11 protein-coding genes are annotated in these 13,411 nt (G+C 57.3%); 6 read left to right on the top strand and 5 right to left on the bottom strand.

What is annotated here, in order from left to right; translation table 11 throughout:
• Positions 1 to 857 (top strand): DUF1559 domain-containing protein (locus tag ACF8AM_RS20580; RefSeq protein ID WP_392557451.1); only part of this gene is annotated, 857 nt, incomplete at its 5' end.
• A gap of 23 nt (positions 858 to 880) precedes the next feature.
• Positions 881 to 1,327, top strand: a complete 447-nt coding sequence (locus ACF8AM_RS20575) for a hypothetical protein (RefSeq protein ID WP_392557450.1) — start codon at positions 881 to 883, stop codon at positions 1,325 to 1,327.
• A gap of 524 nt (positions 1,328 to 1,851) precedes the next feature.
• On the opposite strand, the gene ACF8AM_RS20570 is transcribed toward ACF8AM_RS20575, so the two are convergent.
• The 3 genes from ACF8AM_RS20570 to ACF8AM_RS20560 all read right to left on the bottom strand — a co-directional run bounded on the left by ACF8AM_RS20570 (position 1,852) and on the right by ACF8AM_RS20560 (position 4,879).
• Positions 1,852 to 3,282, bottom strand: coding sequence for an NADH:flavin oxidoreductase (locus ACF8AM_RS20570; RefSeq protein ID WP_392557449.1), 1,431 nt, complete (start codon positions 3,280 to 3,282; stop codon positions 1,852 to 1,854).
• Positions 3,283 to 3,364: 82 nt separating this feature from the next.
• Complete coding sequence (locus ACF8AM_RS20565; protein ID WP_392557448.1) at positions 3,365 to 4,330, bottom strand: dihydrodipicolinate synthase family protein; 966 nt, start codon at positions 4,328 to 4,330, stop codon at positions 3,365 to 3,367.
• Positions 4,331 to 4,414: 84 nt separating this feature from the next.
• Positions 4,415 to 4,879, bottom strand: coding sequence for a RidA family protein (locus ACF8AM_RS20560; protein WP_392557447.1), 465 nt, complete (start codon positions 4,877 to 4,879; stop codon positions 4,415 to 4,417).
• A 369-nt stretch (positions 4,880 to 5,248) separates the two neighbouring features.
• Here ACF8AM_RS20560 and ACF8AM_RS20555 point away from each other — a divergent pair, with 369 nt between their 5' ends.
• On the top strand, positions 5,249 to 5,380 hold the full coding sequence (locus ACF8AM_RS20555; protein ID WP_392557446.1) for a hypothetical protein: 132 nt from the start codon (positions 5,249 to 5,251) through the stop codon (positions 5,378 to 5,380).
• Positions 5,381 to 5,582: 202 nt separating this feature from the next.
• Here ACF8AM_RS20555 and ACF8AM_RS20550 read toward each other — a convergent pair whose 3' ends face one another.
• Complete coding sequence (locus ACF8AM_RS20550; RefSeq protein ID WP_392557445.1) at positions 5,583 to 6,707, bottom strand: tRNA dihydrouridine synthase; 1,125 nt, start codon at positions 6,705 to 6,707, stop codon at positions 5,583 to 5,585.
• A 109-nt stretch (positions 6,708 to 6,816) separates the two neighbouring features.
• Here ACF8AM_RS20550 and ACF8AM_RS20545 point away from each other — a divergent pair, with 109 nt between their 5' ends.
• Positions 6,817 to 9,948, top strand: a complete 3,132-nt coding sequence (locus tag ACF8AM_RS20545) for an error-prone DNA polymerase (RefSeq protein WP_392557444.1) — start codon at positions 6,817 to 6,819, stop codon at positions 9,946 to 9,948.
• Between the two features lie 119 nt (positions 9,949 to 10,067).
• Positions 10,068 to 10,502, top strand: a complete 435-nt coding sequence (locus tag ACF8AM_RS20540) for an ASPIC/UnbV domain-containing protein (RefSeq protein ID WP_392557443.1) — start codon at positions 10,068 to 10,070, stop codon at positions 10,500 to 10,502.
• A 23-nt stretch (positions 10,503 to 10,525) separates the two neighbouring features.
• Here the strand turns inward: ACF8AM_RS20540 and ACF8AM_RS20535 are convergent, their stop codons facing one another.
• Complete coding sequence (locus tag ACF8AM_RS20535) at positions 10,526 to 11,566, bottom strand: hypothetical protein (protein WP_392557442.1); 1,041 nt, start codon at positions 11,564 to 11,566, stop codon at positions 10,526 to 10,528.
• Between the two features lie 246 nt (positions 11,567 to 11,812).
• On the opposite strand from ACF8AM_RS20535, the gene ACF8AM_RS20530 reads away from it, so the two are divergent.
• Positions 11,813 to 12,907 carry an exo-alpha-sialidase gene (locus ACF8AM_RS20530; RefSeq protein ID WP_392557441.1) on the top strand — a complete coding sequence of 365 codons (1,095 nt, stop codon included), beginning with the start codon at positions 11,813 to 11,815 and terminating at the stop codon, positions 12,905 to 12,907.
• The last annotated feature ends 504 nt before the right edge of the window (positions 12,908 to 13,411 follow it).

Genomic DNA, 13,411 nt, shown 5'->3' with positions numbered 1-13,411 from the left:
GATTGGCGACGTTGCTGTTCGAGGATGTTCACAAGGCGCTACCGGCGGCGACCTATGGTGAACCTTACAGTTACCTCAAAACGGGCAACATGAAGGACGGGATCTCCGGAAGCCCGTTCACGGAACTGTTGCCGTTCATCGAACAGCAAGCGATCTGGGAACGCTACGACTGCGAGAAGGATTGGTTTCATGAGGACAACCAAGCCGCGATCAACGCGCCGCTGACTCTGTACCGGTGCCCCTCCGCCGTCGGCGATTCCACTCAACGGGGCATCCAACGCGTGGTGGGGTCGACACTCGACGTGTATCCCGACCGAACCGCAGGCACGACGGACTACACCGCGATCTACAGCTGGGGGTTTCCGTTCGCCATCCCAGACGATCCGTTTACGCGTGATCCTTGGGCGATGGGTGCCTTATCGCCTGTTAATGAAAACTCAGTCGGCTTCATTGGCCCGACCCTGAATTACCAACGGCCCAAACGCACGATGACGATCGACGGAGCCTCTCACACGCTCACCTTCGTGGAACAAGCTGGAAAAACCGACACCTGGATCAATGGACGTCTGCACGAAGCCGCTCCCTCCGCCGCCCGAGCCTGGGCACCTTGGGCCGGACGCGGTTGCACTTGGCTGCTTTCTTACCAAGCCGACGGACAATCCTGGTCACCAACAGGACTTGGTCCCTGCAACGTTAACTGCAACAACCGGCAAGGCGTCTACGCATTTCATGTCGGCGGCGCGAACAGCGTCTTCCTGGACGGCAGCGTTCACTATTTAACGGAATCCATCGATGCCGAGGTGCTCTACGCCCTCGTTTCTCGATCACGTGGCGACGACGTGGGAGACCAATTTTGAATTTTATGATCCCAAAACAGTTTATGATCCCAAAACACAGCCCAGTGCTAGCCTTGTTGGCGATCACGATTCTCGCACTGTCATCCGGCTGCACCCAGCCCAAGGAACTCGACGTCGACCTTCATCCGGTTCACGGCAAACTCACACTCGACGGCCAACCGGCGGCAGGGGCGACGATCAAGTTCATTCCCGTGAAAGGCTCCCACGCACCGAACAACAAATACCGCCGGATCCCCGCCGCCTCCGTCGGTGAGAACGGTGAATTCGAATTGAGTTTTGATGGGATTGGTGACGGCGCGCCACTGGGCGAATACAAACTGGTCGCCTTCAAGCTTCAAGCACCCGAAGGTGGCGGTTTGCCCTTTGACCATTTTCGCGGTAAGTATCTTGACGAGAACAACCCTATCACCACCATCACCATCGTCGAGGGAGACAACGACCTAGGAAGCATCGAGCTATCGAGTCGCTAAGCAGGCCTCAACCAAGGGCGAAGGCCCAGGCCCCGGCGTGAGACAACAGACGCGGGCTGCCAGGGAAGACGGCTGGTACCTTATGCCATGAGGAGCGTCTGGCGGAAGATCGGTATGGATTGACGGGAAACCGTCCAATGCACTGGAACGAGGAGCCCTTCAGTCGCAATAACGGTTGTGATCGAACTGCTGAACAGGCGTTGAACTTTGTCGCCACACGGGGTGACGGGCAACGAAGCGATCAGAACACTCCCGCTGGCTCGAACGAGTCTACCAGATACCACTGATGCGGGCCCCAGACCGGTGAAAATCCTGGCAGTGGTGGCTGAATCCCGCGAGGTGGTTTCGCTTCGAGCACGAGCACGAGTTGCACTTTGGAGAGGTGCCAGGTGCCGAGTATCCAACCTCGGCCAGCGTTGCTACGTCGCCCCATTCGGGGATTCCGATCTTGCGATCGCCTCAGGCCAGGAAGGCCGACACAGCCTTTGCCGGGGGCGTCAGGCCCCGGATGTTGAGGAAATGCTTTACGACTGCAAGGCTTTCTTCAACTCGTTGAGCTGCTTTCGCTCGTCGCGTTTTTTGTAGAACGGGTCCAATGGATAGCATCCGCTGATGATTCCGTTTCTTGGTGCGGTCGTGCAATCGCTAAACGTGCGGCAAACCTTCTTGCGTTGCCACACGGTGCCGGCGGTCACATCCGCGGGCAGATCGGGATACGACAACACCATGCGTCCCAAACCAATCGAGTCGGCCATCCCGGCCTTCACAACCGCTTGTGCGACGTTGGGCAAGTAATCTTGCAGGTACGTGTAACCCGAACCAATGAAGATCATCTCCGGATGTTGCTCTTTCATTTCGGCAACGGCCGCGATCTGTCGAGCCACACCTGCCAACGGATCCTCCGGCGGTGTGTATCCGTCGCTTGGCGGAAAATAAGCGGGACGTTGAATGTGAGGGTTCGTGTAAGGGCTGCCCGCCGTGGTGCAGATCATCCGAATGCCGATCTCATGCATCAACTCAACCAACTTCGACGTCTCGGTCATGTCGATCGTCAATCCGTCTTCGCCTCCACCAAATACCTTGTTGGGTTCCCCATCAGGCTCAGGCTCACCGACGCGATCGGGGCCGGGATGATACGGTAAGAAGTCGAACAAGCTCAAACGCACGCCGATCTTCAGATCGTTCGTGGCGGCTTCGATTCCTGAAACGATATCACGCAAAAAACGCGTTCGGTTTTCAAAGCTGCCGCCGAACTTGCCCGTCCGTTCCCGGCCGGCCAGCAATTCGTGTCCTAAGTAGCCATGACAATGTTTGACATCGACGAAGCGATACCCCGCCTTCTCAGCTCGAACTGCCGCCGCGATGAAGTCATCGATCAAAGTTGACAATTCATCGTCGCTGAAGATCGCTGAGTCATCTGTGATTTTGACCCGTCGATCCAAGACCACGTTTCGCTGAACCGTCCGGGGCTCCGTCAATGATTTGACATTCGGTCGAGAGAACCGGCCCGAGTGAGTCAATTGCAATCCGACCAACAGGTCATCACTGCGGCCAAAATGCGACTCGTGCTCGTCGACCAATTCTTGCCGCAAGGACTCAATCGCAGAGAGATTCTTTTCCGTCAGCAGCAATTGATTCGGATTGGCTCGCCCATCGTGCCGGACCGCGACCGCTTCACCGCCCCAGATCAATTTGGCTCCGCTCAGCCCAAAGTTTCGCCAACGTCGACGCGTCAGATCCGTGGGCAACCCATCGGTGGTTCCATCCCAACCTTCCATCGGCAAAATGCTCCACCGATTCCCAACGGTTTGCCCGTGGACCTCGAATGACTGAGCCAATGGCGAGGCGTCGCCCGATTCGACCTCGGCATCGGATGGCATGTCGATATTGCTGTCTCGCAAATGCGAAACGAAGTCATCGTGGGTCTTCAACGAGGCGACGCGTGGGTAGGCCATGGAAACCAAATCAATTGAGAGAAAACAGAACAGTGCCAGAGCAACGCGAAAGTCGCTTCGGTCAAAAGGAGTCCAGCAACAATCACAAGTACGCGGCGAGATCCTTTGAAATCAAATCCAAGATCGCTTGGTCGCTGGCCGGTCGCTCTGGGCTGCCCGGATAGGTCTGGTTGCTCGCGATCTTGCCACGCGAATGCAAAAACATCGCGGCCGAGTGTTTGTAGGCTGGCACGGGAGCACGAAAAGCAAACGCGCCGAGGTACTGCAACAGATCGTTCAGCCCATAGAACCGCGGGTCGTCGTTTTCCCACATCGCATCGCGAATCGCGAATTCGGCTGGACAAAACGTGGAAAGTCCCAGCAGGTAATCACTGCCGTACATCACCATGTCGATGGCCAGGTCATTGCCTGTCAACACTTTGAAGTCTGGGCGAACACGATTCCGCAGCTCCAAACGCTGCCATTCCAAAATCCGATCCAACGATGAATGCTTGGCTCCCAAGCAGTTGTCGATTCCCATCAATCGCTCGTACAACGACAACGAGTAAATCTTGCCGAACGGAGCGAACATCGTCCCCAGCTCGAACGCGTAAAACTGCTCGCACTCGGAACCAAGTTTTGCATAAGCCTCGAAGATCGAGTCGTCATCGCCACCGGTCAAACCAAAGGATTGAAACAGGATCGGAGTCCCACGATGACGTTGGACTTGTTCGATCCCGCGTCGGTACGCGTCCGCGTTGAAGGCGTCTCCTTCTTGGTCACCGACAAACACTCCGCCTAAATAGGGCCGGCCCTTGGCGATGGCGGCGGTCAGCGACAATGCCTCTTCGCGAATTTCGTCAGAGATCAAATTCGCGTAGCCAGTGTCCATGTTGATGGCCGGCGTCAGTCCCGCGTCGAGCGTTGCCACGACGTGGGACTCAAACCCGTCCCAATCGATCTCGCCTCCAGAGGCGATCGGCAACAAGATCGCTGACATCCCAGTGATTTTGCGACTGCGGATGGGCGGAGGAGCGGGCGACGATTTGCATTCAGTGGTGGTGTTCATGCCCGAATCCTAGCGACGACTCTCCGCCGCGTCTTGGAGATTCGGGTGAAAACTGGGCTATGCAATTCGGGCGAATCCCCCGTATCAGGCCTTCACCTCGAAGATCGCTTCGATTTCCACTGCGATTCCGCCTGGCAACGCGTTGGTCCCCAGAGCACTGCGAGCGGCCACGCCCGCATCTTCCCCGAACACATCGCGGAACAATTCGCTGCATCCGTTGATCACGGCAGGTTGCTGATCAAACGACTCGGTGCAACGCACCAAACCCAACAATTTGACCAATCGCGAAACCTTGTCGAGCGATCCGAGGTGATTGCGAAGCGTGGCAAGCATCCCCAAACCGGTTTGGCGAGCGGCGTCGTAGCCGACTTCCACATCCATGTCCAAACCCAGACGACCGGTGATCAAAGTCTTGTCGCTTTTCAGCGGACCGTGACCCGACAAATACACCATGTTGCCAACCTGCACGATCGGTTTGTAAACCCCCATCGGTTTCGGCGCAGGTGGCAACTCAAGTTTCAGTTCATCAATGCGTGCGTCGTATGACATGAATTTCGTCGTTGGGTCGAAGGGCAAATGGGTCAAAATTCTGAAACGAATGCCGAGCATTCGCCCCTCTAGGATGACGAGTCAGCGGCCAGCTTCCAAGATGACGTGCGACCAACAAAATCGAACATCCCCCGAGATCCCCGCACCCGCCAAATTGAAAGGCCCCCACGTAGGCCAGGTTCCACCTGGCGAGGTGACTGGACGATCATTATCGACCTCGCGTGAGCACTCAAACGACACGACTCGCTTTGTTCCAAAGCATCGGCGTGAACGCCATGTGGAACATGGTCTACGACCCAATCAACGCGGCCAACCACGTAGGCCAGGTTCCACCTGGCGAGGTGACTGGGCGTTCATCATCGACCTCGCGTGAGCACTCAAACGACACGACTCGCTTTGTCCCAAAGCATCGGCGTGAACGCCATGTGGAACATGGCCTACGACCTAATCACCGCGGCCACCCACGTTGGCCAGGTTCCACCGGGCGTGGTGACTGGATGATCATTATCGCCCTCGCGTGAGCACACAAACGACACGACTCGCTTTGTTCCAAAGCACCGGCGTGGATGCCATGTGGAACATGGCCTACGACTTCCAAGATGACGTGCGACCAACAAAATCGAACATCCCCCGAGATCCCCGCACCCGCCAAAAGTGAAAGGCCAACCACGTAGGCCAGGTTCCACCTGGCGGGGCGACAGGCTCAACACTCCTCTTGCGAACCGTGCAATTCGCGGGGCACATACTGGCCCGGCCCGTCGACCGAGTAATGCTGTTCCAACGCCGCTTCGAATTCCTCACGAGTACGCAAACGCGTGAACGACATTCGCACATCTCGGTAACTCGGATGACTCTGCGAATACTTGATGCAGAATTTCCGCATCAACAACGGAGCACGCTGGACCGTGTAAGTCTCTTCGCACAGCGCAAAGTGTTCTCGCATCACTGCGGCTTGCTCGGCGATGGTCGGTGGTGGTGGCAACGGTTCGCCGTTTGCCAGTGCACGTGACTGCTGAAAGATCCACGGGTTCCCGATGGCTCCACGAGCGATGGTGACACCGTCGATTCCGGTTTGACGTATCATTTCCAAACCATCGACGGCCGCGAAAAGATCGCCGCTGCCGAGGATCTTCAACCGATCGCCGACGTGCTCCTTGACTTCCTTCAAGAACGCCCAGCGGCTTGGTCCGATGTATCGCTGCATCACCGTTCGGCCGTGCACGGTCACTCCAGCCAACCCGGCATCGATCGCTCCATCAAGAATCTCAAAGAACTGCTCGCGTGATTCGGGCGTGTCGTCCATGCCACGTCGCATCTTGACCGTCACCGGAATGTGGTCCGGAACCACATCCCGAGTCCGCCGCAGAATCTCGATCGCGACGGAGGGCTGCGACAGATGGAATCCGCCGCGACAGCGTCCCAGCACCTTTTTGACGGGGCAGCCAAAATTCACGTCGATGACGTCAAAGCCGGCCTCGACCAATTTCAACGCTCCGGCGGAAAACTGCTCGGGTTCGGCTCCCATCAACTGCCCGCCGACGGGATGCTCTTCGTCAGCGATGTCCAGGAAGTGCCGCGTCTTTTCGCGTTTGGTCAGCGACAAAAGGAACTGGTCCAGCATCACTTCACAGATGGTGTAGCTGGCACTGTGCCGCCGCGCGATCACCCGCATCGGCAAATCGCTGTACCCCGAAAGAGCGGCCTGAACGACGGGAAAACCAATCCGCACATTGCCCAGAGACAGTTCGTTCCATTCATAGGGAACGGTTGAGTTCGGTTCGGCAGGCGTTTCGCTGCACACGGTCGTTTCGAAGGCTGGGGAATTCATGCCCGCAGTTTAGCCCCCCGATGCAAAATCGACGATGGGAAATTGAGCGTCTTCCGTCGCGGCCATGCCAGTGGGCAAATGCGCCTGCGTCCGCGACAATCTACAAGTCATGCGTTACGTCGAACTTCACTGCCGGAGCAACTTCAGTTTTCTCGACGGGGCGTCTCACCCCGACGAATTGGTCCAACGCGCCGCGGAATTGGGCTACGAGGGACTGGCGATCACCGACCGAGAATCGATCGCCGGCGTCGTTCGCGGTTTTTCACCAGCTCAAGAACTGGGCCTGCAGTACATCGTTGGCACGCAGGTCCACCCAACCGACGCGCCCCCAATGGTGTTGTGGCCGAGCGACCGAGACGCCTACGGACGCATGTGCCGGATGCTTTCGCTCGGCCGCATGCGATGCGAAAAAGGCCGCTGCGAATTGTCGTTCGCCGACATCGCAGAACACTCACAAGGAATTCTGGCCGGCGTCATCGCCACCGACGAAACGCGTTCGATCGAAGACCACCACGCGCACGTCAACGATTCTCGAAAATTTCTTCGCGGTCCGTTTCGGGATGTGTTCCATGACCGGGGGTACATGCTGGCTTCGTTTCATCGTGGGGTCGACGACGCAGCGAAAGCCACCTGGCTGCGAGACCTTTCGCTGACCGCCGACGTGCCGCTACTGGCCTGCGGCGACGTGCGCTATCACACTCCCGAACGCATCGCACTGCATGACTGCGTCGTTGCTATTTCCAAAGGCAAATCGGTCGAGCAGATTCAATCCGAACGGCTCGTCAACGGCCAACACCACCTGCGATCGCTCGACGAGATCGCCCAACTCTACCGCGACGTTCCCGACGCGGTGGCTCGCACGGTGGAAGTCGCCCAGCGGTGCACGTTCACGCTGGACCAATTGAAATACGAATACCCGGTCGAACTTGCGCCGGAGGGCATGACACCGATCGAACACCTCAAACGCCTGACCTGGGAAGGGGCTCGCGGTCGCTGGCCAGGCGGTGTGCCGGAGAAAATCATCGAGACGCTTCGTCACGAAGTCACCCTGATCGAGGAACTGAACTACGAAGCCTATTTCTTGACCGTCTGGGATCTCGTCCGCTTCGCTCGCTCTCGAAACATTCTCTGCCAAGGGCGCGGGTCGGCAGCGAACTCGGTCGTGTGTTACTGCCTTGGGATCACTGCCGTCGATCCGACCCACACGGATTTGTTGTTCGAGCGATTCATCAGTCGCGAACGGGGGGAAGCTCCCGATATCGACGTGGACTTCGAGCACCAACGCCGCGAAGAGGTGTTGCAATATCTTTACGAAAAGTACGGTCGCGATCGAGCCGGCATGACCGCCGTTGTCACATGCTACCGAGCCAAAAGCGCAATTCGCGAAGTCGGCAAGGCTCTTTCGATTTCACCTGACATCATCGACGCGGTTGCGAAGTTGGCGGGCAGCTACGGACGCAATCCAGAACTCCCAGAACGCTGCCGCGACGCGGGGCTGGATCCTGACACACCGCTGGGACGTCGGTTTCTGTACCTCACTGAAACGCTGATCGGATTCCCGCGTCACCTGTCCCAACACGTCGGCGGGATGGTGATGACCGCGGGCAATTTGTGCGAGTTGTGCGTGACTGAAAACGCAGCCATGCCAGGTCGCAGCGTGATCCAGTGGAATAAAGACGACCTCGACGACATCGGCATTTTGAAAGTCGACATCCTAGCGCTCGGCATGCTCTCCGCGATTCGGCGTTGTTTTGAGTTGGTCAAGGAACATCATGATCGCGAGCTTTCACTCTCGACGATCCCACCGGACGACCCCCCAACCTACGACATGATCTGCGCCGCCGACACGATGGGCGTGTTTCAAATCGAAAGCCGGGCGCAGATGAGCATGTTGCCGCGGCTGAAACCGCGTTGCTATTACGACCTCGTGATCGAAGTCGCGATTGTTCGCCCGGGCCCTATCCAAGGCAACATGGTCCATCCGTTCTTGGCCGCACGCGAAAACCCGGCGGAGGCAAAATATCCGAGCGATGCGATTCGCAAGGTGCTCGAGAAAACCCTCGGCGTTCCCATCTTTCAAGAACAAGCGATGAAGCTGGCCGTTGTCGCCGCTGGCTTCACTCCCGGGGAAGCCGATCAATTGCGGAGAGCCATGGCGGCATGGCGACGCCCCGGTGTGATCGACCGTTTCCGCACCAAGTTGCTCAAGGGAATGCAAGCGAACGGGCTCAATGGCGAATTCGCTGAGAACGTCTTCCGGCAGATTCGTGGCTTTGGCGAATACGGTTTCCCCGAATCGCACGCCGCATCGTTTGCCCTCTTGGTTTACGCTTCGTGTTACTTGAAAAAGCACTACCCCGCCGCATTTTGTGCGGCGCTGCTGGACAGCCAGCCGATGGGATTCTACGCCCCGGCTCAGCTCATTCGAGGTGCTCAACAACATGGCGTTCAAGTCTTGCCCGTGGACGTCAACGCCAGCGACATCCGCACGAAATTGCTTCCCGATCCCAACCGATCCCAGCCCAAAATTCGGTTGGGACTGCAAATGATTCGCGGGCTTCCATCCGCTGTCGCTGACAAAATCATTGCCGCCCGAAACGCCGACGGGCCGTTTGCGAACCTGCATGACTTGACCACTCGAGCCCAGTTGTCTCGTTCAAACATCGCGATGCTGGCGGATGCCGATGCTCTCGCGTCGATCGCACAAGACCGACGGGCCGCGGTGTGGCAATCGCTTGCCCAAGATGACTCAAGCGATTCGATGCCGCTGCTAGCCGACTTGGATCCGGATTGCAGCGTGCCAGAAGAATTGATCCCGATGTCTCCTGCCGAAGAAGTCAAAAACGACTACGCGACAACAGGCCTGAGTTTAAAAGCCCACCCGGTCTCGTTCTGGCGAGATGACCTGGATGCCCTGCGTTGCAAGCGTGCTTCGGAGTTGCCGAAATTGCGAGACGGGGTGCATGTTCGCGTTGCTGGTTTGGTGCTGATGCGGCAACGACCGGGAACCGCCAAAGGCATCACATTCGTGACATTGGAAGACGAGACCGGGTCGATGAACTTGGTCTTGTTCGCTCAAGTCTGGAAGCGATTCTTCAAAATCGCGCGGGCCAGCGACGCTTGGATCGTTGACGGCAAACTGGAAAACAAAAAGGGTGTCATCCACGTCATCGTCGGTCGCGTCGAAGACCTCAGCGAAAAGGCCGCTGGGCTGCGAGTCTCTCGTCGCGATTTCCACTGAGCGTTTGCGAATCAAATTCGAGCTCAATTGGCGGAGGACCTGCAACACGTGGGGAGTCGAATCGAAGCGGATGAGCAATCGTTCCCGCAAATGCGTGCGACCATTTCGAATGTGCCGACATGAAGTCCACCGTGGGCGGGTACTGGGACAAACTCCATATCGGTCGCAGTTTGATCCGCTGCGATCACAATCGTGACGGACGCATGGACGCGTTGTTATCGGACCTGCACGACCCGTTGGCGTTGCTGGAGAACCAAACGAAAACCGACCATCATTGGATCCAATTTTCGTGCGTTGCAACCAGCAGCGAGAGATCAGCGATCGGAACGCGAATCGAAATCATCGGCGTTCCCAAGCCAACCGTCGCGAGTTTGAATGCCGGCGACGGGTTCGCTTGTCGCAACGAACCCGTCGTGCACTTTGGATTGGCCAAGGACAGCGATCCGGTCGACGTGCAGATCACTTGGCCAACCGGCGAGACTCAAACGCTCGAGCAACTCTCGGTCAATCAACGGTACCTGATCGTCGAGCGTCAAAACGCCTGGCCGGAGTGAGCCAAACCTCAGTCCTTCAAAAATCAGTCCTTCAAACCACTGATCGCGACGACGGAACCGACGGGTTTGTCGAATTCTTCGCCCAACTGCGTGACGTACAAACGATTGTCGGGACCGAAACCGCAAGCGACGGGGCCGTCCAACGAAACACCGGTTTCACTGATTGCCGCCTCACCAGGTTCGCCCAATGTCACCACTAGTACGCGGCCCTGGTTGGTTTGATTCAACGCCCAATTGTTCTCGACCACAGCGAACTTGTCGCCGTCGACGTGAGCCATTCCCATCGGGTTGATGACGCCGGGCAACGTCCATTGCCCGCTTGGTTTCTTGGTGCCCAAGTCCCAACGGACGATCAATCCGTCCGCTTTCCCGCCAGCACCGGAATACAAGACGTACAACGTGTTGTCATCCCCGACCACGGTTTGCATGGGCGAATTGGTTTCGATCCCATTGTCGTCGGCCGACAACAATGGCTTCAATTCTTTCGACGCCACATCGCCAGCGAGCACCCACGACTTTCCGTCAAAACCTTGCCCGCAAACGTAGACGGTCGAACCGTCTTGGCTCAAACTCATTCCGGTTAGGTTGCCTTCACCTTTGTCGGCCGGATCATCCGAGGTGGGAGGAACCGAGTTGGTTTTGGTTCCTGAACTCGCTTTTCCTTTGGCGTCAAAGAACAACAGCGTCTCTTCGCCGTCGGCTTTGCCGGCGTCAGTCACGATCAACGTTGAGTCAGACCAGATCGCGGACAAAGGTCCAACCGCATACCACTTCTTCCCCTCCTCATTGGACTTCCAGTGTTCGGTGTCAAATCCTGAGACGTAGTTCATTGCTTGATCGCCCTTCAAGACCACAACCAACCCGCGAGCGTCACAAACCGTCAACTCACCGTCGGCATTGAAGCTCACACTGGAAGGATTGACCAAACCACGCAGCACTGTTTGGACTTTGGTTTCAGCGCATACAGAGACCGACATCAGTCCCACGCTGAGTAACGAAACGGCAATGCGACCAGAAACACGTGACATGAAACGAGCGGGAACAGATCGGAGCTGGGAAAGCATTCGGACGTTCTTTCAATCGAGGAAGGGAATTCGGCTGTTTGCCAAGGAAGGCTTCGAAGTGAGAACTCAACCGACTCAGGACGTCGACAGTTTCATCACTCCATCATTGCAACCGACAGCCCGCGACTGATGAAGCCCCCATTCCCCAAAGCGAAGACAAAATTCCGGCGGAAATATCACGGCGGAGGAACCGAGGCGATAAAATCGCGATTCGAACTCCCTCCCTCTCTCCCACCGGACCTCCCCATGCGATTCACACCATGTTTTCCCCCCTTTGCTTTGGCAATGTGCTTGACGTTGCATGCATCGGCCCAAAACCCCACCGCCAACAAAGCGGTGGCTTCAGGCGTTGAGACACAACAATTCATCTACAACGAAGCACCGTTTCCGTCCTGTCACGCATCAACCATTTGCCAAACTCACGATGGTTTTCTAGCGGCTTGGTTCGGCGGCAAAAGAGAAGGAGCGAAAGACGTTTCGATCTGGGTCAGTGACCATGATGGCAAGTCATGGTCAACGCCGCGAAAAGTAGCCGATGGTGTACAAAATGATGGCTCGCGGCATCCGTGCTGGAACCCGGTCCTCTTCCAATCTCCATCCGGTGTCACTTGGTTGTTCATCAAAGTTGGCCCCAGCCCAAAAGATTGGTGGGGGGAGGTTCTGTTCAGCGATGACGGCGGCAAGACCTTCCGCGATCGCACTCGCCTTCCGGAAGGCGTGCTCGGCCCGATCCGCTGCAAACCCGAACTGATTGACGATGGCAAAACGTTGCTGTGCGGCAGTTCCACCGAACACGACGGATGGCGAGTTCACTTTGAACGATTGATGTTGACGGGCGAAGCCAACGCGGAAGCAGTCTCGGAAACGCACTGGGACCGTGGCGAAGCCATTCACGACGGAAAAGAATTCGCTGCGATTCAGCCGACCATCTTGCGTTTGGAGGACGGTCGCTTGCGGGCGTTGTGCCGGACAATGCAAAGCGTGATCGTTCAAACGGACTCGGATGACAACGGACGGACTTGGACCAAACCCATTTCAACCGACATGCCCAACCCGAATTCGGGAATCGATGTGGTCACGGCAAAAGACGGCCGGCATTGGCTGATCAGCAACCCGCTGCCGTCGAAAGAAAATGGCTGGGGCGGACGCAGTCGACTCACGCTCTCGGTCAGCACCGACGGCGAGAACTATCGCGAAATCGCGGTCCTGGAAAATGAACCCAAAGGCGAGTTCAGCTACCCGGCGATCATCCAAGCCGCCGACGGCAAGTTGCACATGACTTACACCTGGAAACGGAAGAAGATCAAACACGTGGTCTTCGATCCAGCAGCGATTCCGTAGCTCGGTTGTCCCCCACCGAGAGTCACGGCGGCGACCGCCGTGCTACAGATTCGCTAACGCAAACTGCGGGGTAAAGCGGAGTCGCGTGCCAACCTGTCGTTCGGTGGTCCCCCACCGAGAATGAGCTCGTGCGGTTGTTAAGTGCAGTGTTGCCAAACGTTTATCATCACCCTCCCCCTGGGAGGGTCGAGCGAAGCGAGGGGAGGGTCGAGCATCGGAGCCAGCGCGTAGCCCTCCCAAAGGGAAGGTGAAATAAAACTGCACGACCTCTGCGTTCAGGAGGGTGATTCCTACCGTGCGAGCACGGCACTTCAAGACTGCACGGCCTCCAAACACGGCGGGGACCGCCGTGCTGCAGTTCTTGCTCTGAACTCTCGCTCAGTTGCCCAAGCCGGCTGGCAATTGCATGCCTGGCGGCATGCCTCCGGGAGCACCAGTTGGAGCCGGGTCGTTGGCTCCTGGTTCCACGAATAATTCGTCGCGGTTGATTCGCAACTGACGGTA

The sequence above is a fragment of the Rhodopirellula sp. JB055 genome (assembly GCF_043100905.1).
In the GTDB taxonomy this organism is placed as follows: Bacteria; Planctomycetota; Planctomycetia; order Pirellulales; family Pirellulaceae; genus Rhodopirellula.
The sequence above is the reverse complement of the archived record's forward strand: the minus strand, read 5'-3'. Positions and strand labels throughout refer to the sequence as shown.